Genomic DNA, 23,158 nt, shown 5'->3' on the forward strand with positions numbered 1-23,158 from the left:
AATTTTACCCGGAGCCGCTAATATTGCCAGCAAAATATACTGGATGAAAAAACAGTGGCGACTTAAGGTATTACTCAAATAAGGGATAACACCCGGCATTGCGACGTAAAATGTAGACCCTGACGAGATAAAAAACCAGTGAGATGCGGTTATCCCCAAACCAAAGACTTTTTTAACACTTGTCAAGATGTGTGATGAAAGATTTGTGGCAACCCGTGACACTTTCCTTACAGCCATTGCTTTTATCTAACAAATTGTTTCATAAGCACTATTTACTTAAGACGCCTTTCGCATCAATTTAGTCGCAGGCCGCGTCTTCTCTCGCTTACGTTGTGTTTTCTAACTCTAATACACAAGGTTATCCACAGGAATGGTGGATAACTGCGTCCAGCCCGTATGGACTGCCGCCTGGCAAAATCGCGCGGACGCCCTTTGATGAGGGGCTAAAAAAAAATTATCGCTTTTTTTTGATTTTTATCAGCTAACGAAACGCGGGCGGCAGGCGAGATCCTGCTCGCATTTTCACCTGTTTTACACCGCCTTCAGGCGCGTCAGGTCGAGATATTGTCCTGTTGATGCACTTTCCGCCTTCCCGGAAAGCCAGGGGATTTCGCCCAGCAGAGGAGCCGTAATCACCCGCGTTAGCGTCGCCATGTATTCCGCATGGCGCTTTCCGGGCGGCGTCACGTCATTGGCTACCCACCCGGCAAGCGTCAGCCCGGCTTGCTGCACGGCCTGCGCCGTCAGCATGGCATGATTGATACACCCAAGCTTCACGCCCACCACCAGAATCACCGGCAGGTGCTCCGCCGCGACCCAGTCGGCAAACGTCAGCGTTTCGCCAAGCGGAGTAAACCAGCCGCCCGCCCCTTCCACTAACACCCAGTCGGCCTGCCGTTCCAGCGTGCGTAAACCGGCGGACATCACCGAGGCCTGAACGGGTCTCCCCTCCTCTGCGCTCACAATGTGCGGCGAGGTCGGTTCCGCAAAGGTGTAGGGATTGATCGCTTCATAGGCCAGCGTCAGCGTACTGTTGCGCTGTAGCGCCAGGGCATCGCTATTGCGCAGCCCCTGCGCCGTCATCTCGCTGCCCGACGCCACGGGTTTGTAGCCTGCCGTCCGAAAGCCGCTCTGCGCGGCAGCCTGCAACAGGGCGCAACTGGCGACCGTTTTTCCAACTTCAGTGTCCGTCCCGGTGACAAAATACCGTTTAATCACGTTCAATGACTCCTAAAAAAAGCTGATACGTCAGCGGATATTTCCCCTGCTGCTGCGGCCAGGCCAACTGCAACTGTCGCAACTGCGAACGCGTTAACACGCGCGGTTCACGCCCCTCGTGCAGATGCGTCGCCCCAATACCTTTAAGCGAACGCATCGCGCTGAGCGCATCATCAAACCACAGAGTGATCGCCTGGATCTGCTGACGGACGCGCCAGCCGCGCATTGCATTGCCGATCGTCTCCGGCGACAAAAAATGGTTGGCATGCCCCCGGTTATCTACCGCCTGCCAGGCCTGACGCAGTTCCGGCAGCGATCCGTGCGCCAGCGAGGTAAACGCCACCACGCCGCCAGGACGCACCACGCGATACAGTTCGCTTAGCGCGCCGCGCAAGTCGCCGCACCACTGCACCGCCAGGTTGCTCCATGCCAAATCAAACCGCGCCGCCGCCAGCGGGATGGCTTCGATATCCGCCGCAAGGTAATGGTGAGCAGCCTGCTGACGACGCGCCTCATCCAGCATTTGCGCCGAGAGATCGAGCGCCGTGACCTCGCATCCCTGCTCTCGCCAGAAGCGGCTCATCCGCCCTGGCCCACAACCGGCGTCCAGAACGTGCGCACATTCGCGCCCTGCCAGCAGCGCCAACAGCGCGTCCGCACTCTGGCGTTGCAGTTCAGCGTGCTGTTCATAATGCGACGCGGCGCGCCCAAACGCGGCTGCAATCGCCTGCTTATCAACCTGCGCCATCCAGCACCTCCAGTAAGCGATCAATATCCTGCGTTTCGTGCGCCTGAGTGAGCGTCAGGCGCAATCGGGCAGTACCGGCCGGAACGGTAGGCGGTCGGATCGCGCTCACCCAGCATCCCTGCTCCCGCAGAGTATCCGCCAGCCGTAACGCGCGCGCATTGTCTCCGACAATCAGCGGCTGAATCGCACTGTGCGAATTTGCCAGCGTAAAATCGCTGGCCTTAACGCCCGAACGGAAGCGCTGAATTAACGCAGCCAGTTTTTCCCGGCGATCTGCGCCTTCCGGGCTTCGGATCACCGCCAGCGCCGCGCTCAGCGCCTGCGCCTGGGCCGGTGGCATACTGGTGCTGTAGATCAGATGGCGGGCAAACTGCAACAGATAATCCGCAACGCTTTCAGAGCAGAGAATCGCCGCCCCGCTGACGCCAAAGCCTTTGCCAAACGTCACAATCAGTAGCTCAGGTTTGACCTGCTGTCGCCAGCAGCTTCCGCGCCCCTCATCGCCCGTAACGCCAATACCGTGCGCATCATCCACCAGCAGCCAGGCGTTACGCCGCCGTGCGACACGGTGGATCTCCGCCAGCGGCGCGCCGTCGCCGTCCATACTGAATATGCCCTCTGTCACCACCAGTTGCTGCCCGCCGCACGGGGCGTCCAGCAGGCGCGCCAGGTGTTGAGGATCGTTGTGGGTAAAGCGGCGAAGCGTCGCCGGGCTGAGGTTTGCCGCTTCCAGCAATGAGGCGTGGCTGAGACGGTCCGCAACAATCCGATCGTCTTTCGCCATCAGCGCGGCGATAACCGCCTGATTCGCCGCAAAGCCAGAGATAAACAGCAGCGCCCGCGAATAGCCAAGCCAGCCTGCCAGCGCCTCCTCAAGCGCCTGATGCGCCACGGAGTAGCCGCTGACGTGGCCGGAGCCGCCGCTGCCGACGCCAAAGCGCTCCGCACCCTGTTGCCAGGCGCGAATAATCTGCGGATGGTGACTTAAACCGAGGTAGTCATTGCTGGAGAAATTCAGATACTGGCGTTCGTTAGCCACCAGCCAACGCCCTGCCCCCTGCGTCACCGCATAGCGGCGACGCAACGCATCGGCATAACGACGCGCCGTAAGCGCATCGTCGATTTTTTGCTGCCAGGTCATACTGCTGCCGCGTTGTAATAGTCGTCGGTATCCGGGGTCATCAGCGCCTGTTCCAGACGCTGTTGCTGTTCGTTGTCGCCAGCCAGCACCGACGTTTGCTGCGGATTCAGCCCCAGTTTGCGGAACAGCTGGAGATCTTTGTCTTCTTCCGGGTTCGGCGTGGTCAGCAGCTTACAGCCGTAGAAGATGGAGTTCGCCCCCGCCATAAAGCACATCGCCTGCGTCTGTTCGTTCATCTGTTCGCGACCCGCAGAAAGACGCACGTATGAGGTTGGCATCATAATGCGCGCAACAGCGATCGTGCGGATGAAATCAAACGCATCCACATCCTCATTATCCGCCAGCGGCGTACCTTTGACCTTCACCAGCATGTTGATAGGCACGCTCTCCGGCGGGGTCGGCAAATTCGCCAGTTGCAACAGCAGCCCGGCGCGATCTTTAACCGTTTCGCCTAAGCCAACGATACCGCCAGAGCAGACTTTAATCCCTGCTTCACGCACTTTGTCCAGCGTATCAAGACGTTCCTGATACGAGCGGGTCGTGATGATGTTGCCGTAAAATTCCGGGGAGGTATCCAGGTTGTGGTTGTAGTAGTCCAGCCCGGCGTTGGCGAGGCGCTGCGCCTGAGATTCATTGAGCGTGCCGAGGGTCATACAGGCTTCCAGCCCCATCGCCTTCACGCCCTGCACCATCTGTTCCAGATACGGCATATCGCGCTCGTGCGGGTTTTTCCATGCCGCGCCCATGCAGAAACGGGTTGAACCGGCGTTCTTCGCTTTGCGCGCGGAGTCCAGCACCTGTTCCACTTCCATCAGACGCTCCGCTTCCAGCCCCGTCTTATAGCGGGAACTCTGCGGGCAATATTTGCAGTCTTCCGGGCAGGCGCCGGTTTTAATCGACAGCAGCGTGCTGACCTGCACCTGTTGCGGATCGAAATGCTGACGATGGATTTGCTGCGCGTCAAACAGCAGATCCAGCAGCGGTTTATTAAATAATTCGGTAACTTGCGACAATGTCCAGCGTGGGTGGTGAGCCATAGGGCCTCTCCAAAGGGTGTTGTTAATTCTTGATTCGGTGTAGACTCGTAAACCTAAATGTTTTTAATTTGGTTTACAAGTCGATTATGACAACGGACGATCTTGCCTTTGACCAACGCCATATCTGGCATCCCTATACCTCCATGACCTCCCCGCTCCCGGTTTATCCGGTTGCGCGCGCCGAGGGTTGCGAACTGATTTTGGCCAACGGCGACCGTCTGATCGACGGCATGTCGTCATGGTGGGCGGCGATCCACGGTTACAACCATCCACAGCTCAACGCCGCGATGAAAACGCAAATTGACGCCATGTCGCATGTGATGTTTGGCGGCATTACCCATGCCCCTGCGGTCAACCTGTGTCGCAAGCTGGTGGCGATGACGCCGCAAGCGCTGGAGTGCGTGTTCCTGGCGGACTCCGGTTCGGTGGCGGTGGAAGTGGCGATGAAAATGGCGCTGCAATACTGGCAGGCGAAAGGCGAGTCTCGTCAGCGTTTTCTGACCTTTCGCAACGGCTATCACGGAGACACCTTCGGCGCGATGTCGGTATGCGATCCAGATAACTCAATGCACAGCCTGTGGAAGGGCTATCTGCCGGAAAACCTCTTTGCCCCCGCCCCGCAAAGCCGGATGGATGGCGAATGGGACGAGCGGGATATGGTGGCCTTTGCCCGCCTGATGGCGGCGCACCGGCATGAGATTGCGGCGGTGATTCTGGAGCCCATTGTCCAGGGCGCAGGCGGGATGCGGATATATCACCCGGAGTGGCTTCGCCGCATCCGCAAGATGTGCGATCGCGAAGGGATTCTGCTGATTGCCGATGAGATCGCCACCGGATTTGGCCGCACAGGTAAACTGTTTGCCTGTGAACATGCGGACATTACGCCGGATATTTTGTGTCTCGGTAAGGCCATCACCGGCGGCACGATGACGCTTTCCGCCACGCTAACCACCCGTCTGGTCGCTGAAACCATCAGCAACGGCGAAGCCGGTTGCTTTATGCATGGCCCGACTTTTATGGGCAATCCGCTGGCATGTGCCGTGGCTTGCGCCAGTCTTTCTCTGCTGGAAACGGGCGAGTGGCAGCAGCAGGTGGCGGCGATTGAAACGCAGTTACGCCAGGAATTAGCGCCCGCGCGCGCATCGTCCTGGGTTGCTGACGTGCGCGTACTCGGCGCCATCGGCGTCGTGGAAACCACGCACCCGGTCAATATGGCGGCGTTGCAGCGTTTCTTTGTCGGGCAAGGCGTCTGGGTGCGCCCGTTCGGTAAACTTATCTACCTGATGCCGCCCTATATCATCCAGCCGGAACAATTGCATCGTCTGACGCAGGCGGTGAACGACGCTGTGCGCAATGAAACATTTTTTATCCATTAATCAGCGGTAAGCTGTAGCGGTTCTGGCTACACTTCCTTGCTAATCAGTAGATTAATGGAGGCGGTATGAAACTTATCAGCAACGACCTGCGCGACGGGGAAAAACTGCCCCATCGCCATGTGTTTAACGGCATGGGCTATGACGGGGACAACATCTCCCCGCACCTGGCCTGGGACGAGGTGCCCGCCGGTACGAAAAGCTTTGTCGTGACCTGCTACGATCCCGATGCGCCAACCGGCTCAGGCTGGTGGCACTGGATTGTCGCCAACCTGCCAGCCGATACCCGCGTACTGCCGCAAGGGTTTGGTTCCGGCCTGGTGGCGATGCCGGAAGGGACTCTCCAGACGCGCACCGATTTTGGTAAAGCAGGCTACGGCGGCGCAGCTCCGCCAAAAGGGGAAACGCACCGCTACATCTTTACCGTTCACGCGCTGGATGTGGAGCGTATTGATGTCGATGCAGGCGCCAGCGGCGCGATGGTGGGCTTTAACGTCCATTTCCATTCGCTCGCCAGCGCGTCGATTACCGCAATGTTCAGCTAAGTGCCGTAGGCCGGATAAGCGTCAGCGCCATCCGGCATTTTTTTACAAGAAATCAGGTAATAACCGGAACAAGTCCCCACGCGCCAGCAGTTCGGTCGCGCACTCAATATCCGGCGCGAAGAAACGGTCCTGAGTATAATGCGGCACCTGCTCGCGCAGCGCTTTTCGCGCCTGCTCCAGCAGCGGGCTTGAGGTTAATCCTTCCCGGAGGTCGATACCCTGACAGGCCGCCAGCCACTCTACCGCAATGACCCCACGCGTGTTTGCCGCCATTTCCCATAGTCGCCGACCCGCAGCGGGCGCCATCGACACATGATCTTCCTGATTGGCCGACGTCGGCAGGCTGTCCACGCTGTGCGGATGCGCCAGCGCTTTGTTCTCGCTGGCCAGCGCCGCAGCGGTCACCTGCGCAATCATAAAACCGGAGTTGACGCCGCCGTTTTTCACCAGGAAAGGCGGCAACTGCGACATATGTTTATCCATCATCAGCGCGATGCGCCTTTCCGACAACGCGCCGATTTCCGCAATCGCCAGCGCCAGATTATCCGCCGCCATCGCCACCGGTTCGGCATGGAAGTTACCGCCGGAAATCACATCCCCCTCTTCGGCAAACACCAGTGGGTTATCCGAAACGGCGTTGGCTTCAACGAGCAGCACCTCCATCGCCTGACGCAGTTGTGTGAGGCACGCGCCCATCACCTGCGGCTGACAGCGCAGCGAGTACGGGTCCTGCACCTTTTCGCAGTTATGGTGCGACTGTGCTATCGCGCTGGTCTCCGTCAGAACGTGGCGGAACAGCCCAGCGGCGTCGATCTGCCCACGCTGACCGCGCGCGGCATGAATGCGCGCATCAAACGGTCGGCGCGACCCCAGAACGGCTTCGGTGGTTAACGCCCCGCAGACCACCGCAGAGGCGAACAGCGCCTGCGCTTCGAACAGCCCACGCAGCGCAAAGGCGGTGGAGGCCTGGGTGCCATTCAGCAGCGCCAGTCCCTCTTTCGCCGCCAGCGTGATCGGTTCCAGTCCGGCCTTTTTCAACGCCTCTTTCGCCGGAAGCCACTCCCCCTGCCAGCGGGCTTTCCCTTCGCCAAGCAGCGTCAACGACATATGCGCCAGCGGCGCCAGATCGCCCGATGCCCCTACAGAACCTTTCGCCGGGATCAGCGGCCAGACTTCTGCGTTGACCAGCGCAATCAGCGCTTCAATCACGCTCAGGCGGATGCCCGAGAAACCACGCGCCAGGCTATTGATTTTCAGCACCATGATCAGACGCACCATCGCGTCGTCCAGCGGCTCGCCAATACCCGCCGCGTGGGAGAGCACCAGCGAACGTTGCAGGTTTTGCAGATCCTCCGTGGCGATGCGCGTCTGCGCCAGCAGACCAAAACCGGTATTGATACCGTAGGCCGTGCGCCCCTCGGCGACGATATTGTTCACGCAGTCGACGCTGGCATTAATACCGTCAACCGCGCTGCTATCAAGACGCAGTTGCACTGGCTGCTGCCAGACGGCGCGAAGCTGCGCAAAACTCAGATGACCCGGCGTTAACGTAAGCGTATTCATATCAGCGTTTTCCTTGAGTAGCCGCGATCATCGGCAAGTTCAGCCCTTGTTCTGCGGCGCATTCAACCGCAATCTCATACCCGGCGTCAGCATGACGCATCACGCCTGTCGCCGGATCGTTATGCAGCACTCTGGCGATACGCGCCGCCGCCTCGTCGGTGCCGTCGCAGACAATCACCATTCCGGCATGTTGCGAGAACCCCATGCCGACGCCGCCGCCATGATGCAGCGAAACCCAGGTCGCACCGCTGGCGGTATTGAGCAGCGCGTTCAGTAACGGCCAGTCGGATACCGCATCAGAACCGTCGCGCATCGCTTCCGTCTCCCGGTTTGGACTGGCGACGGAGCCGGAATCCAGATGATCGCGGCCAATGACGATCGGCGCGGAGACCTCTCCACGGCGTACCATTTCGTTAAACGCCAGACCCAGTTTTTGCCGCCACGCCAGCCCCACCCAGCAAATACGCGCCGGTAAGCCCTGGAAGTTAATACGTTCGCGCGCCATATCCAGCCAGTGATGCAGATGTTTGTCATCCGCCACAATCTCTTTGACTTTGGCATCGGTTTTATAAATATCTTCTGGATCGCCGGAAAGCGCTACCCAACGGAATGGGCCGATCCCCCGACAGAAAAGCGGGCGGATATAGGCCGGAACGAACCCAGGAAAATCAAAGGCGTTCTCTACGCCCATCTCTTTCGCCATCTGGCGGATATTGTTGCCGTAATCGAAGGTCGGGACGCCCATTTCACTGAACGCCAGCATCGCCTGTACGTGCTTCGCCATTGAGCGTTTCGCCGCCTGTACCGTGCCCTGTGGATCTGACGCCGCTTTCGCCTGATACTCCTCCCAACACCAGCCAGAGGGCAGATAACCGTGCAGCGGATCGTGCGCGCTGGTCTGGTCGGTCACCAGATCCGGGCGAACGCCGCGTTTTACCAGTTCCGGCACGACGTCCGCCGCGTTGGCGCACAGCGCAACGGAGACGGCTTTACCTTCGCGGGTATATTTTTCAATTCGCGCCAGCGCGTCGTCCAGCGAGGTGGCCTGTTCATCGACGTAGCGGGTACGCAGACGGAAATCGATACGGCTTTGCTGGCATTCGATATTCAGCGAACACGCCCCCGCCAGCGTCGCGGCCAGCGGCTGTGCGCCGCCCATACCGCCAAGCCCGGCGGTCAGCACCCAGCGCCCGGACAAATTCCCCTGATAGTGCTGCCGTCCTGCTTCAACGAAGGTTTCATAGGTACCCTGCACGATGCCCTGACTGCCGATGTAGATCCAGCTTCCGGCGGTCATCTGGCCGTACATCGCCAGCCCTTTGGCGTCCAACTCATTGAAATGTTCCCAGGTCGCCCAGTGCGGCACCAGGTTGGAGTTAGCGATCAGGACACGCGGCGCGTTTTCGTGGGTCTTAAACACGCCGACCGGTTTACCGGACTGCACCAGCAGGGTTTCATCGGCCTCCAGTTTGGTCAGCGCATTGATGATGGCGTCATAGCACTCCCAGTCGCGCGCTGCGCGGCCAATGCCGCCATAAACCACCAGTTCATGCGGATTCTCGGCAACATCGGGATCGAGGTTGTTCATTAACATGCGCAGCGGCGCTTCGGTTAACCAGCTTTTTGCCGTCAGGGTTGTTCCCCTCGGGGCGCGAATATCCTGCTGACGATACTTGCTTTGAGGCATGACACCAGACTCCTTACGATGATCGGACAGATAAGTAACATATACTTGTCTATACAACTTGTCGCAAGGCTGATTTTAACAACTGAGATACATTTTTGTTATATTGCGTCAGCAATCACGCTTTTTATCGCGCCGTCATTCAGGACATAAAATGGCCCTGCAACCGGTAGCGAGAACCGGGGAAAAGCAGGCGAGCGTGAGAAACAATGTGCGACGCAGACCAGGTGCGTCGATGAATTAACAGGCAGGGATCGTGCTCCTTAATGTTCAGCAGCGCGCACTCTTCCGCCGTGGCGCGCACGGCTTCCACAATGTGCTCCCCTTCCGTTAGCGGGGCGATCAGCGACAGGTATGCATGAGGCGTGGTCTGACTGTAATCCTGCGCCAGATAATCCGGTACAACGCCGGCATTCACACAGCGATCCTCAATCTGCACCGGCAGATCGTTTTCATAGTGCACCATCACCGAATGAAAAATCAGCGTGCCTTCACGCACATTCAGGGCCGTGGCCTGAAGCGCATTCGCCTGCGTCTGTTCCAGCGTCAGCACCTCACAGCGGTGCTGATGGTGACGAGCGGCGATTTCATCGGCAATGCTGCGAATTTCAAACAGCGCGGACTGCCCTTTCGGTTCCGCCACAAATGTGCCGACGCCCTGTAAACGCACCAGCAGCCCTTCATCCGTTAATTCCCGCAACGCCCGGTTGATTGTCATCCGGCTGAAGCCAAATTGCGCCACCAGTTCCGCTTCCGAGGGAATACGGTCATGCGGGCGCCAGACGCCGCTGGCGATGTTGTCGCTGATCATCTGTTTGACCTTTTCATAGAAAGGCACAGGGGCAGAACGGGATGGGAGCATGCGTAAGCCTTCCTTAAGCGTATGATTTTATTTGCCGGATGGCATTATCCGGCCTGTAACGCGATTCTGGGCCGGACAAACATCGCGATTAACGCCACCCGTGTGCGATTTGCCAGCCGAGGCGTGCCGCAACACGCGCGGCGTTGCCATCATCGTCAAAGCGCGGATTAAATTCAACCATATCCACCGCCTGTAACTTACCGCTGCGACAAACGGCATCGACAAGCCGCATCACCGTCGCCAACGGCACACCGAGCGCTGCGGGCGCAGACACTGCGGGCATCTCCCAGGCGGGCAGCACATCAAGATCGATGGTCAGGTAGATCTTATCCACGCTGTCGATAACCTGCGCCAACGGCGCCTGAGCGGTATCACAATCCACGTCTTCTACGATGGTCACTCCGCGTTGTTGCGCCTCATCCCATAACGCCTGCGTATTTGCCGCCCGACTGACGCCAAAGCAGGCGTAATGAAACTCACGCTGTTGTTCATCGCATAATTGCGCCAACTGGCGAAACGGCGTACCGGAGGTGGCGTGGTCAGCCCGGCGCAGATCCAGATGCGCATCAAGATTAATAATGCCGACTCTGGCATGCGGGAGCGCATCAAGCAGCCCCGCGCCATGCCCAAACGCCGTTTCATGTCCGCCGCCTAGCACAAACGTGCGCATATCCGCCTGCTGGCAGCGCCGTACCGCATCGCGAAGCGCCTGCTGCGCGCCTTCCAGATCGGGGGCTTGCGCAATAATGTTGCCTAAATCCACCAGCCGATCGTGGCCGTGGTGAGAGGCCAGGTTCGCCAGCGCCCGGCGCAGGGCATCCGGCGCGCCAGCAGCGCCAGGCCGCCCCTGGTTTCGCTTCACGCCTTCGTCACAGGCAAAGCCGAGTAAGGCGATTTTTTCACGATACATTTCGGGAGAAAACGTCGGGCTGCGCGTCACCGTCTGAAAGAGACGCAGCGCGTTAGCCGCCTCGGCGCTGTCATCACGCCCCTGCCAGAGCGTGGGGGATGCGGGTTGCCATTGCGTCATGTTACTTCTCCTCTGAATACACGGTGACAGAGCGGGTTACGCCCCGGTTCATAAAGGATTTCAACCGGAAGCTCAGCGTCCCATACGGCAAAGTCAGCGACATATCCCGCTTTCAATTGCCCATGCGTCGTCTGCCGCCCCAGCGCGCGCGCAGCATGCCGCGTCACGCCCGCCCACGCCTCTTCCGGCGTTAAGCCAAACTGTACGCAAGCCATGTTCATCGCCAGATGCAAACTGATAAACGGACTGGTGCCGGGGTTAAAATCCGTTGCAATCGCCATCGGCACGCCATAGTGGCGGAGCAACGCCACCGGCGGGCGCTGCGTCTCTTTGAGGAAATAAAACGCCCCCGGCAGCAGAACGCCCACGGTGCCGCTGCGACTCATCGCCGCCACGCCAGCCTCATCCAGATACTCAATATGGTCGGCGGATAACCCCTGATAACGACTCACCAGTTGTGCGCCCCCCAGCAAGGAGAGCTGCTCAACGTGCCCTTTTACCGGAATGCCCAACGCCTGAGCGGCCTGAAATACCCGCTCGCTCTGCGCCAGGTTAAACCCCACGCTTTCACAGAAAAGATCCACCGACTCAAACAGCCCTTTTGCCCATAATCCGGGCAGAATACTTTCGCAAACTAGCGTGATATAGCCGTCGGGATCGTCGCGGTATTCTGCTGGCGTCGCATGTGCCGCCAGCAGGGTAGGACTGATTTCCACCCTGTTTTCATGCGCCAGCGCAGCGGCAACGCGCAACATTTTCTCTTCCGTGGCGAAATTCAGGCCATAGCCGGATTTCACCTCCAGCAACGTAACGCCTTCTTGCAGCAATCGCGCCATCCGCGCACGCGCAACGGCTAAAAGTTCATCTTCAGAAGCCGTCCGGGTCGCGGCGACGGTCGCGTTGATACCGCCGCCCTGCGCGCTGATCTGCTGGTACGACACGCCGTTAAGCCGCTGCTCCCACTCCCCGGCGCGCGTGCCGCCAAAAATCAGGTGGGTGTGACAGTCAATCAATCCGGGCGTGACCAGTCGGCCTTGCAGATCCACGGTATTGCGGTGCGCGGCGTTGAGCGACGACGCAGGCACAATATCCAGTATCCGGCCCTGGCGGACGACAAGCGCATGATCGTCCACCATCCCATAAGGGCTACCGCGTTCAGGGTCCATCGTCGCCAGTCGGCCATTCCGCCAGATCGTGTCATCAGGTAAAAGTTGCGCCATTGGGTTCATCACTTGTCATGGGTTGTCTATACATTTATTTTTTATTCTGCCGGGGTTGTCAATCTTACAGGCCATGAATGTTATTTATTTGTGATGTACTTGCCTGGAACATCGGGTGCGCGGCGTCTAAAAAAGAACTTTTTACCTTTTCACCTTCCCGTTTCGCTCAACTTAGTATAAAAAAGCAGGCTTCAATGGAATTAATTTAACTTTCAAAGCCCGGAGCAACCTGTGAACACATTTTCGGTTTCCCGTCTGGCGCTGGCACTGGCTTTTGGCGTGACGCTGACCGCCTGTAGCTCTACGCCGCCCGATCAAATCCCATCCGATCAGACCGCGCCAGGCACCTCCTCGCGTCCGATCCTGTCGGCGAACGAAGCGCAGAATTTCGTTGCTGCACACTATTTCTCGTCACTGACGCCGAATACGGCGCCGTGGACGCCTTCCGCCATTACGCTGCCTGCGCAACCTGACTTCGTTGTCGGCCCGGCTGGCACGCCAGGCGTGACGCACACCACCATTCAGGCGGCGGTAGATGCAGCAATTACGCAGCGCAGCAGCAAGCGTCTGTACATCGCCATTATGCCGGGCGAGTATCAGGGAACCGTGTATATCCCGGCGGCGCCTGGCAGCCTGACGCTGTACGGCACGGGCGAGAACGCGATTGATGTGAAAATCGGCCAGGCGATTGACGGCGAAATGAGCACGACCGACTGGCGTCGTTCAGTGAACCCGGGCGGTAAATACATGCCGGGCAAACCTGCGTGGTATATGTTTGATAACTGCCAGAGCAAACGCGGCGCCAGCATTGGCGTGATGTGTTCTGCGGTGGTCTGGTCACAGAATGACGGCTTGCAGTTACAAAATCTGACCATCGAAAACAATCTCGGTGACAGCGTTGACGCCGGCAACCATCCGGCAGTGGCCTTACGCACTGACGGCGACAAAGTGCAGATTAATAAAGTGAACATTCTGGGTCGCCAGAATACCTTCTTCGTGACCAACAGCGGCGTGCAGAACCGTCTGCAAAACGATCGCCAACCACGCACACTGGTGACGAACAGTTACATTGAAGGGGATGTGGATATGGTTTCCGGTCGCGGCGCAGTGGTGTTCGATAACACCGATTTCCGCGTGGTGAACTCCCGTACCCAGCAGGAAGCGTATGTTTTCGCTCCGGCAACGCTGTCGAATATTTATTACGGTTTCCTCGCCACCAACAGCCGCTTTACCGCCGCAGGTGATGGCGTCGCACAACTGGGGCGTTCGCTGGATGTGGATGCCAACACCAACGGTCAGGTCGTTATCCGCGATAGCGTGATTAACGAAGGGTTCAATATGGCGAAACCGTGGGCTGACGCCGTTATCTCCAAACGTCCTTTTGCCGGGAATACTGGCGCGAAGGATGATAAAGACGAGGTACAGCGTAACCTGAACGACACGAACTTTAACCGGATGTGGGAATACAACAACCGGGGTTTGGGCAGTAAAGTGGTTGCCGAACCGAAGCAATAATATCTGCTGACGATTATTCTTCAGGCCAGATAAAAGAGAAAAGGTCGTCACGCCAGGCGTGACGACCTTTTTTTACATCTGACGATTTTTATTGAAATTAATCAGACTTCCCGCTTTGATAATTTCACGTTCCTCGGCGGTCAGGCTTTCCAGATACAGACTGATTTCCGTGATTTCATCGTCATGAATCACATAGCCTTTTAAGGTGGTTGCGCATTGATCCAGCGCCGTACGGACGCCAGGAATGTAAATATAATCCCCGACGTCAAACCCAGGCTCACCCGCCATTTGCAGCGGCAACATTCCCCAGTTGATCACATTCGAACGGTAGCGTTTCGTCGCATACTCCTGGGCAATATTCGCCAGACCGCCAATCACGCGCTGACAGCTTGCCGCCTGTTCACGCGCGGAACCGTCTCCCGGCTTAACGGCATAAATCATGCTGCCAATCCCGGTGGCTAACGGATCGGTGGTTTCCTGGCCCGCAATTGTGCGAATACGGGCAAAGACCGGCTCCAGCTCACTCACCTCGCCTGCCAGACGCTGTTTTTCCAGCGTCGCGGTTGCTTTGCTTCGGCCAACATAGTCTGGATCGCGGCGTGACAGGGTGAACTCCGCCAGACCAACCGGGTTTGAGCGGAAAGACGAGGTCTCCCCGGACGGGATCAGCTCATCCGTCGTTGTGACTTCATCAAGAATTTTTGACGCCACCTTGAGCAGAATATTTTCCGTCAGCGCCCCCAGCGCCGGCCAGTCTTTAATATTCGGGCCATAGATGAGCGATTGCTGCGTCGCCCCTTTAACAAAACCCTGATAGACACGGTTTTTGTACGGAGTGGGATCAAACGCATAGTCAGGAACGTTTTCCCAGCAGTCCAGTTCAGCGGCGGAGGTCAGATAGCCCCCATTTATTGCCGTCGCCGCAATAGAACGCGCATCCATCAGCGCAACCGCGGACATTTGACCATTACCCGGTTTCGAACCTTCACGGTTCGGGAAGTTACGGGTGGTGTGGCGAATGCTCAGCCCGTTGTTAACGGGCGTATCGCCAGCGCCAAAGCATGGGCCGCAGAAAGCGGTTCTGATGATTGCGCCCGCGCCAGTTAAATCGGCCACCACGCCTTTTTTCGCCAGATCCATAAATACAGGCTGTGAAGAGGGGTAAACCGCGAGTGAGAACGTCTCGTTACCACACGATTTTCCGCGCAACGCATTCGCCGCCGCAATGACGTTCTCATAGTTACCGCCTGAGCATCCGGCAATAATTCCCTGCTGAACCTTTAATCTTCCCTTCTCAACTTTATCCAGCAGCGAGATTTTGGCTTTCCCACGGGCAATGCGCGCAGACTCAATTTCTACCTGGTGCAGAATATCCGTCAAATTCTCATTTAACGTGTCGATTTCATACACATTGCTCGGATGGAAAGGTAGCGCGATCATCGGTTTAATTGTGCTCAAATCAACATAAATACAGCCATCGTACCAGGCCATTGGCTGCGGATTCAGCTGTCGATAATCCGGTTCACGGCCGTGTAACGCCAGCCAGCTACGGGTCTCATCATCCGTTTGCCACACCGAACTCAGGCAGGTCGTCTCCGTGGTCATGACATCAACACTGTTACGGAAGTCCGTGGACATTGCGCTAATGCCCGGCCCCACAAATTCCATGACCTTATTTTTGACATAGCCATTTTTAAATACGGCGCCAATGATGGCTAACGCCACATCCTGCGGGCCAACGCCTGGCGCCAGTTTTCCCGTCAGATATACCGCCACGACGCCCGGATAATCGATATCCCAGCTATCATTCAACAGTTGCTTGACGAGTTCACCTCCGCCCTCCCCTACGGCCATCGTCCCCAGCGCACCATAGCGCGTGTGGCTGTCTGAGCCTAAAATCATTTTTCCACCGCCCGCCATCATCTCGCGCATATATTGGTGGATGACCGCAATATGGGGCGGCACATAAATACCGCCATAGCGCTGCGCGGCGGAAAGTCCAAAAAGATGATCATCGCCATTAATGGTTCCACCAACGGCGCATAATGAGTTATGACAGTTTGTGAGAACATAAGGTAATGGAAAACGCGCCATCCCGGACGCTTTCGCGGTCTGAATTATGCCTACATAGGTAATATCGTGGGAGGTTAACGAATCAAACTTGATTTTAAGTTTATCCATATTTCCTGACGTATTATGAGACGCAAGAATGGACCATGCTATGGTACCTTTTTTGGCTTCCTCTTTTTGTACATTACCGCAATACTGTTCTTCTGCAATTATCTCATTGTTACCGGAGAGATAAATCCCTTTGTCATATAACTTAATCATTCATTACTCCACATTGCCATGCATGTTTCCATGCACGGACAACAGACAATGTCATTAATAATAAAAATGAACGCTGACGGTTGATTACAGCATGTTCCAGTCAATCAACATGTTCCACCACCAGATACCAACCGTGATATGTACCAGGAACGTTAAAATGGTCAGAACCGCGCCGACGAGCCACCAGGACTTAATATCGTTATAACCGACCCCGAAAATAACCGGGCCAGCGGCACCGCCATAGTGCGTGACCATTCCGCCATAAGAGTTGGAGAATAATAAGGCCAGCGCGGTTAGCATTAATGGCGCGCCAGAGACATTCGCCAGCATGGCGAATACCGGCATCATCGCCACAATATAAGCGCTACCGGAGGCAAAGAAATAACGGACAATAATACTCAGGAACAAAATGACGAAGAACGCCACGTTACCATGATTATCAAAAGAGAGATTGTTTTTAAACAGTTCAGCCAGCCAGTCAAAAAACTTCACTTTCGATAATAAAGAGCTTAAGCCAATGATACCGCCGTACCAGATTAATGTATTCCAGCCGCCCTTATTTTTAACGACATCATCCCAGCTCACCACGCCCAGTAGCAACATCGCGCCCATCACCACAATCGCAACGGTTGATTCATCCACGCCAAGCTGTTTACTGAAAATCCAGCCTGACAGCGCGAGGACAAAAATACCCAGCAGTAATTTCTCACGGCCTTTCATTGGCCCGAGATCCTGAAGCCCGGCTTTCGCGATCGTCTTATTATCAACCTTTTTAATTTCCGGCGGGTACATGGTATAAATCACCAGCGGCGTCACCAGCAACATAATGATACCCGGCACCATTGCTGCCAGCGCCCATCCTCCCCAGCTTAATTGCAGATGGCAAATATCGTTGATCATTTTCAGCGCCAGTATGTTCCCTGCCATTGCGGTAAAAAACATATAACTGGTCGTTTTCGTGACCATATACACGGACATCATTAAGTAATGACCGACACGACGGGGGCTTTTTTCAGGCTCAGAACCCAGCGCGACGGCCACACTGTTGATAATAGGTAAAACAATGCCGCCTGCGCGCGCCGTGTTTGACGGCGTTGCCGGAGAGAGAACCAGATCGAGAAAAACCGTGACGTAGCCCAGCCCCAGCGTGGTATTCCCAATCTTACCAATCAGAATATACGCAATGCGTTTGCCAAGGCCAGTAGTGACAAACGCGGCGCTTAACGTAAACGCAGAAAATACCAGCCACGTCGTTCCAGAGGCATAACCGCTGAGCACGCTGGTCGTTTTAAACGCCCCTTCACTTAAATTTCCGACCACGACCATCGATGCCGCGACGGCAATCAATAATACAACGGGTTCGGGAAACGGTTTTATCACCAGCCCCACGATTGCCGCAAGATAGATGCCAAAGAGAACCCAGGCGAGTTCACTCAGACCGGCTGGCGCGGGAATTAAGCCAATAATACACGGGATCGCTAATATAATAATTAGCTTCCATATGGATTTTTTATTCATTTTTTGCACCCTGATTTATCTGTATTCGTTATACAGAAAAGGCATTGTTTAATTTTCCTTAATCACAGCGAAATGAGATCAACATCATTCAGGAATATAAACTTCACCTGCAAAAATCTTTCTTGCTGTGCGAATAACAGAAGCGCGTATTGAAGAAGGCTCATTACCTTCATTTGTTAAATGAATATCAAGGCACCCGCCCGGGTGTTCGATATTTATATCGCCATAGTCCGTCAATTGCGTCATCCGGTGTGCGACCGTCCCTTCTGTCGCACAACTACTGGCAAGCGCGATAGCACCAGTAATCGCCAGCGCCTTATGGCAGGAGTGCGGCATAAAATAGCGCACATTGATCGTCCCGCCCCGTCTGGCCGGGGAAATAAGCACCGGTTTAGGAATAACCATATTGCTGACGTCGCCTAACCCCATCGCTTTACCCGCCTGCAAACGGATGGATTCAATGCGGCGCAATAATTCAGTATCGGCATCAAGTTCCGCAGGGGATTCATAACCCGTTTTACCGACATCTTCGGCAGCGATAATAACCACCGGCATCGCCATATCAATACAGGTGACGGCAACGGAATCAAAATGATCGACACGATGACCGGTCGGAAAAATTTGCCCGGTTTTGGCGCCAGCAGCGTTCAAAAACGTGAGTGCCACGGGCGCGGCCGTTCCCGGTACGCCATCGATTTTTGCCTGGCCTTCGTACTCAACGGCGCCGTCCGGCGTCTGCACGTCCGCTTCGATATACGTATTTGTATTTACATTACGTATACGCACGCGCGTGACGGGCGGCGTAGTCTCAATTAAGCCATGTTCAATCGCAAATGCGCCTACCGCGGAAAGCATATTTCCACAGTTCGGCGTGGTATCAACGCGGTGTTCATGTACCAGAACCTGAGCAAATAAATAGTCGATATCTGCTTTTGAGTCATCCGAACGACGGATAATGGCCACTTTACTGGTCAACGGATTACCGCCGCCAATGCCATCTATTTCCAGCTCATTCCCCGATCCCATAATTGCCATCAATATGGCATCGCGCCGCTGTCTCTCCTCAGGAAGGTGTTCTGCTAATAAAAACGCCCCTCTGGATGTTCCCCCTCGCATCAACGTGCAGGGAATTTTTTTCATAACATTGCCCTCAATTAAAAAACATTAGCGTTAATGAGGACATGGTTGCACGCGCAGAATAGAGAGGCTAATGACTTTAAATTTATGATTGATAATTTATTTGCATTAATCAAGACGGATAATTTACATATAAACTACGTTTTTCTCTCCTGGGGCAGCAAATCAGGGAATCCCTGGATTCTATTTTCTGGAGTTATGATGAAACACGAATTATCAAGTATGAAGGCATTTGTCACACTGGCAGAAGCAGGATCATTTAACAAAGCCGCTAAATTACTTAACATTACGCAACCTGCATTAACTCGCAGAATAAAAAAGATGGAAGATGATTTACATACCCTGCTTTTTGAGAGAACAACACGTAAAGTAGAATTAACAAAAGCGGGGAGGATGCTGTTACCGGAAGCCAGAGAATTAATAAGAAAACTGGATGAAGCTCTTTTTAATGTTCGCGAAATGAATGCTTATCACCACGGCACGATCACATTGTCCTGTATTCCGACCGCTGTTTTCTATTTTCTACCCCTTGCTATCGGAAAATTTAATGAGTTGTACCCCAATATCAAAATACGAATTCTTGAAAAAGGTACGAACAACTGCATGGAATCGGTGTTGGGTAACGAAGCTGATTTCGGCATAAATATGAACAGCATCACAAATTCTGCTATTGACTTCACCCCGCTGGTGAATGAACCGTTTGTTCTGGCCTGTCGACGAAACCATCCCTTAGCCAGTAAGCAACTGGTCGAATGGCAGGAGTTGGTGGGCTACAAATTGATTGGCGTGCGGTCATCCAGCGGTAACAGGCTGCTTATTGAGCACAATCTGGCGGATAAACCCTGGAAGCTGGACTGGTTTTACGAGGTTCGTCATTTATCGACCTCGCTTGGGCTGGTTGAGGCCGGGCTGGGTATTTCTGCGCTGCCGGGGCTGGCAATGCCTCAGACAGTGCATCCCACGCTTATCGGAATCCCGTTGATCGAACCCGTTATCAGACGCACGTTAGGGATTATCCGGCGCAAAGACGCCGTTCTCTCTCCTCCGGCAGAGCGTTTTTTCTCTCTGCTTTTGAATGTCTGGGCCGATGATAAAGACACGCTGTGGACGCCCTTTGCTGAACCACAGCGGCAACAATAACGCCGTATCCGGCCGACGGCCCGGTAAGCGAGCGCCACCGGGCACAACTCACGGAATATTAATACGCGTTAACCACGACCCACATTGGCCCCTGGCCTACCGCATAACGGCCTTTCTCCGTCAGCAGCCCCTGCTCACCGGCAATGGCATACACCGCAATATGATGTGACTTCTGCCCGGCGGCAATCAGGTACTTACCGCTATGATCGACGTTAAAGCCGCGCGGCTGCGTTTCGGTCGGCTGGAAGCCCTCTTTCGTCAGTACGCTGCCGTCTTCAGAAACGCTAAAAACGGTAATCAGGCTGGCGGTACGGTCGCAGGCATACAGATGACGGCCATCCGGCGTAATGTGGATATCCGCCGCCCAACGCGTGTCAGAAAAATCGGCAGGCATCATATCCAGCGTCTGCACGCATTCAATATTGCCGTGCGGATCTTTCAGCTCCCAGACATCAACAGAGCTGTTCAGTTCATTCACGCAGTAGGCATATTGCTGGTTCGGGTGGAACGCCATATGGCGCGGCCCGGCCCCCTCAACGGTGGTGACTTCCGCCGGTTCCTGGGCGACCAGTTTGCCGTCGTCGCTGAGCGTAAACAGGCAAATGCGATCCTGCTTCAGCGCAGGCACCCACAGCGTCCGGTTATCCGGCGAGATATTCGCTGAGTGGCACCCTTCCAGCCCTTCAACGACATCCACCACGCCAGCCGGCAGGCCATCATCCAGACGGGTCACGCTGACGTTACCGGCATTGTACGAGCCAACAAACACAAAACGGCCCTGATGATCGGTAGAGATATGGGTTGGGCTACCCGGCAGAGCGGACTCCGCCGCGAAGGTCAGCGCGCCGTCATCCGGCGCAATACGGTAAGCCAGCACGCGGAACTCAGGACGGACGCCAACATAGAGATAGCGCTTATCAGGGCTGACCACCATCGGCTGAACCTGCCCCGGTACATCAACCACCTGCACCAGCTTCAGCGAGCCGTCATGATTCAGGCTCCAGACGTGAATTTGCTGGCTCTCAGGGCTGGCGGTATAAACGGTTTGCTTCATGACTACTCCTTCCTTATGGCAACTGTCTGCAATTGCGGAATACAGCTTAACGTAGACGCTTTTAACGGTGAATGCTGAATTAACGCTCAGAATTTTGTCCGGCCAACCGTCTCGGTGTACCATTCCCACAGGCAAAATTCTCAACCTTAATCTGGAACTCCCTATGACCGCTCGTGTGATTGCCCTGGATTTAGACGGCACCTTACTGACGCCGAAAAAAACATTGCTCCCCTCCTCGCTTGAGGCGCTTTCTCGCGCCAGAGAGGCAGGCTACCAACTTATCATCGTCACTGGCCGTCATCACGTTGCGATTCATCCTTTTTATCAGGCACTGGCGCTGGATACACCTGCAATTTGCTGTAACGGCACTTACTTGTATGATTATCAAGCAAAAAATGTTCTTGAGGCCGATCCGCTGCCTGTCGATCAGGCATTGCAACTGATTGATCTGCTGGATGCGCATCAGATTCACGGTCTGATGTACGTTGATGACGCGATGGTTTATGAACGCCCGACCGGCCATGTGATCCGTACCGCTAACTGGGCGCAGACGCTGCCGCCGGAACAGCGCCCGACCTTTACTCAGGTGCCGTCGCTGGCGCAGTCGGCACGCGACGTCAACGCCGTATGGAAATTCGCGCTGACCGATGAAAATCTGCCAAAACTGCAACAGTTCGTGCAGCAGGTTGAGCATCAGCTGGGTCTGGAGTGCGAATGGTCCTGGCACGATCAGGTGGATATTGCGCGTAAAGGGAACAGCAAAGGGAAGCGCCTTACCCAGTGGATTGAAGCACAGGGCTGGTCGATGGAGAATGTGGTGGCGTTTGGCGATAACTACAATGATATCAGTATGCTGGAAGCGGCAGGCACCGGCGTCGCGATGGGCAATGCTGACGACGCGGTAAAAACGCGGGCGAATATCGTGATCGGCGATAACACCACGGACAGCATTGCGAAGTTTATTTATACCCACCTGCTGTAATCAGGCGGTAATTGAAACACTCTTGATTTGCGCGTACAGCCACAGGCCAGGTTTGATGCCCAGCTCATCCCTGGCCCATGGGCTGATTCTCGCCCACAGCGTTTTCCCGCCGACTTCAAGCTGGACTTCCACCTGCCCGTTATCGTCATAACAGTTTGCCACTTTTGCCCGCAGGATATTACGGATACTGGTTTGCATCGGTGGTTGTAATACCAGCGACACGTCCGAGGCCTGAATACGAATACGCAGTACGGTTTGCAGCGGCTCTTCCAGTTTGTTGACCCACAGGTGCTGATCGCCCAGCGCCAGCGCGGTCATTGCATAATGCGGATGATGCTCCAGCACGCTCACTTTCAGGATGCTGCTCTGCTGCTCTTTCGGCAGCCACGGGTGCATCACACTGCTGCCCCAGACCTCTTCCAGCGCGCCAAACGCTTTCACCTGCCCGTTTTCCAGCACCATGACTCTGTCCGCCAGATGTAAAATCTCGTCCAGCGAGTGGCTGACGTACAGCAGGGGGATATTAATTTCGCGCGCCAGGCGTTGCAGATACGGCAGCAGTTCGCGTTTGCGCGGAATATCCAGCGAAGCCAGCGGCTCATCAAGCAACAGTAGCTCCGGCGCGGTCAGCAACGCGCGGCCAATCGCCACACGCTGTTTTTCCCCGCCGGAAAGGCTGCCTGGCAAACGCTCCAACAAAGGTTCGATACCGAGCAGATCCACCAGCTTGTCGAACTGTCCAGCCATGCTTTTCGCCATGCCATAGCGCAGATTGCCGCGCACTTTGTAATGCGGAAACAGTCGGGCATCCTGGAACACATAACCAACGCGCCGTTTTTCCGGCGTCAGGCAGATGCCATTTTCAACATCATTAAGCACGCGACCATTGAGCACAATGCGCCCTTTTTGTGGGCGCGTCAGTCCGCTGATGGCATTGATCAGCGATGTTTTCCCGGCGCCGGAAACGCCAAAAATAGCGGTGATCCCATTGGCAGGTAGCGTTTCATTGAGCGTCAGACAGTGGGTGCCCAGCGTCTGGGAGAAATTGAGTTCCAGCATG

Annotated in this window: 19 protein-coding genes; 5 read left to right on the forward strand and 14 right to left on the reverse strand. The window is 55.7% G+C overall.

The window, feature by feature from the left end; genetic code table 11:
• Positions 1 to 531: 531 nt before the first annotated feature.
• From bioD to bioB, 4 genes are read right to left on the reverse strand one after another with little or no spacing between them, the layout of a single operon-like run.
• Positions 532 to 1,218, reverse strand: a complete 687-nt coding sequence (bioD, locus tag OGY62_RS06885; protein ID WP_049008951.1) for a dethiobiotin synthase — start codon at positions 1,216 to 1,218, stop codon at positions 532 to 534.
• Positions 1,211 to 1,966, reverse strand: coding sequence for a malonyl-ACP O-methyltransferase BioC (gene bioC, locus OGY62_RS06890; protein ID WP_153258246.1), 756 nt, complete (start codon positions 1,964 to 1,966; stop codon positions 1,211 to 1,213). Before bioC ends, bioD begins: the two co-directional genes overlap by 8 nt.
• Positions 1,953 to 3,107: an 8-amino-7-oxononanoate synthase gene (gene bioF / locus OGY62_RS06895; protein ID WP_286459416.1), complete on the reverse strand. Its 1,155-nt coding sequence runs from the start codon at positions 3,105 to 3,107 to the stop codon at positions 1,953 to 1,955. The genes bioC and bioF overlap by 14 nt, the downstream gene beginning before the upstream one ends.
• Positions 3,104 to 4,144, reverse strand: a complete 1,041-nt coding sequence (gene bioB / locus OGY62_RS06900; RefSeq protein ID WP_012133202.1) for a biotin synthase BioB — start codon at positions 4,142 to 4,144, stop codon at positions 3,104 to 3,106. Before bioB ends, bioF begins: the two co-directional genes overlap by 4 nt.
• Before the next feature lie 86 nt (positions 4,145 to 4,230).
• On the opposite strand from bioB, the gene bioA reads away from it, so the two are divergent.
• Together bioA and OGY62_RS06910 are read left to right on the forward strand one after the other, a co-directional pair.
• Positions 4,231 to 5,520 carry an adenosylmethionine--8-amino-7-oxononanoate transaminase gene (gene bioA / locus OGY62_RS06905; RefSeq protein ID WP_130028170.1) on the forward strand — a complete coding sequence of 430 codons (1,290 nt, stop codon included), beginning with the start codon at positions 4,231 to 4,233 and terminating at the stop codon, positions 5,518 to 5,520.
• Between the two features lie 65 nt (positions 5,521 to 5,585).
• A complete protein-coding gene (locus tag OGY62_RS06910) occupies positions 5,586 to 6,062 on the forward strand; it encodes a kinase inhibitor (protein ID WP_049010068.1) in 477 nt (158 codons plus the stop codon).
• Between the two features lie 42 nt (positions 6,063 to 6,104).
• Here the strand turns inward: OGY62_RS06910 and hutH are convergent, their stop codons facing one another.
• The 5 genes from hutH to hutI form a co-directional block, all read right to left on the reverse strand.
• Positions 6,105 to 7,625 (reverse strand): histidine ammonia-lyase, encoded by a 1,521-nt coding sequence (hutH, locus tag OGY62_RS06915; protein WP_012133205.1) that lies wholly within the window; start codon positions 7,623 to 7,625, stop codon positions 6,105 to 6,107.
• 1 nt (position 7,626) lies between these two features.
• A complete protein-coding gene (gene hutU / locus OGY62_RS06920; RefSeq protein WP_060815870.1) occupies positions 7,627 to 9,312 on the reverse strand; it encodes a urocanate hydratase in 1,686 nt (561 codons plus the stop codon).
• Positions 9,313 to 9,451: 139 nt separating this feature from the next.
• Positions 9,452 to 10,171 (reverse strand): histidine utilization repressor, encoded by a 720-nt coding sequence (locus tag OGY62_RS06925; protein ID WP_286459417.1) that lies wholly within the window; start codon positions 10,169 to 10,171, stop codon positions 9,452 to 9,454.
• 88 nt (positions 10,172 to 10,259) lie between these two features.
• Positions 10,260 to 11,201, reverse strand: coding sequence for a formimidoylglutamase (gene hutG / locus OGY62_RS06930; protein WP_275148023.1), 942 nt, complete (start codon positions 11,199 to 11,201; stop codon positions 10,260 to 10,262).
• Positions 11,198 to 12,421 (reverse strand): imidazolonepropionase, encoded by a 1,224-nt coding sequence (hutI, locus tag OGY62_RS06935; protein ID WP_286459418.1) that lies wholly within the window; start codon positions 12,419 to 12,421, stop codon positions 11,198 to 11,200. The genes hutG and hutI overlap by 4 nt, the downstream gene beginning before the upstream one ends.
• A gap of 231 nt (positions 12,422 to 12,652) precedes the next feature.
• On the opposite strand from hutI, the gene OGY62_RS06940 reads away from it, so the two are divergent.
• Positions 12,653 to 13,936, forward strand: coding sequence for a putative acyl-CoA thioester hydrolase (locus OGY62_RS06940; RefSeq protein WP_012133211.1), 1,284 nt, complete (start codon positions 12,653 to 12,655; stop codon positions 13,934 to 13,936).
• Between the two features lie 72 nt (positions 13,937 to 14,008).
• Here OGY62_RS06940 and OGY62_RS06945 read toward each other — a convergent pair whose 3' ends face one another.
• The 3 genes from OGY62_RS06945 to OGY62_RS06955 form a co-directional block, all read right to left on the reverse strand.
• Positions 14,009 to 16,267: a hydratase gene (locus OGY62_RS06945; RefSeq protein WP_286459420.1), complete on the reverse strand. Its 2,259-nt coding sequence runs from the start codon at positions 16,265 to 16,267 to the stop codon at positions 14,009 to 14,011.
• Between the two features lie 84 nt (positions 16,268 to 16,351).
• Complete coding sequence (locus OGY62_RS06950) at positions 16,352 to 17,785, reverse strand: anion permease (protein ID WP_071259654.1); 1,434 nt, start codon at positions 17,783 to 17,785, stop codon at positions 16,352 to 16,354.
• Positions 17,786 to 17,869: 84 nt separating this feature from the next.
• Positions 17,870 to 18,925 carry a 4-oxalomesaconate tautomerase gene (locus OGY62_RS06955; protein WP_130028166.1) on the reverse strand — a complete coding sequence of 352 codons (1,056 nt, stop codon included), beginning with the start codon at positions 18,923 to 18,925 and terminating at the stop codon, positions 17,870 to 17,872.
• 198 nt (positions 18,926 to 19,123) lie between these two features.
• On the opposite strand from OGY62_RS06955, the gene OGY62_RS06960 reads away from it, so the two are divergent.
• Positions 19,124 to 20,062, forward strand: coding sequence for a LysR family transcriptional regulator (locus OGY62_RS06960; RefSeq protein ID WP_047458020.1), 939 nt, complete (start codon positions 19,124 to 19,126; stop codon positions 20,060 to 20,062).
• A 58-nt stretch (positions 20,063 to 20,120) separates the two neighbouring features.
• On the opposite strand, the gene pgl is transcribed toward OGY62_RS06960, so the two are convergent.
• Positions 20,121 to 21,116: a 6-phosphogluconolactonase gene (gene pgl / locus OGY62_RS06965; RefSeq protein ID WP_024130516.1), complete on the reverse strand. Its 996-nt coding sequence runs from the start codon at positions 21,114 to 21,116 to the stop codon at positions 20,121 to 20,123.
• 163 nt (positions 21,117 to 21,279) lie between these two features.
• On the opposite strand from pgl, the gene OGY62_RS06970 reads away from it, so the two are divergent.
• Positions 21,280 to 22,098: a pyridoxal phosphatase gene (locus OGY62_RS06970; protein WP_012133218.1), complete on the forward strand. Its 819-nt coding sequence runs from the start codon at positions 21,280 to 21,282 to the stop codon at positions 22,096 to 22,098.
• Here OGY62_RS06970 and modC read toward each other — a convergent pair whose 3' ends face one another.
• On the reverse strand, positions 22,099 to 23,157 hold the full coding sequence (gene modC / locus OGY62_RS06975; protein WP_012133219.1) for a molybdenum ABC transporter ATP-binding protein ModC: 1,059 nt from the start codon (positions 23,155 to 23,157) through the stop codon (positions 22,099 to 22,101). It lies immediately after the preceding gene.
• Between the last annotated feature and the right edge of the window lies 1 nt (position 23,158).

This window comes from Citrobacter sp. CK198, assembly GCF_030333295.1.
Taxonomy (GTDB): domain Bacteria; phylum Pseudomonadota; class Gammaproteobacteria; order Enterobacterales; family Enterobacteriaceae; genus Citrobacter_B; species Citrobacter_B koseri.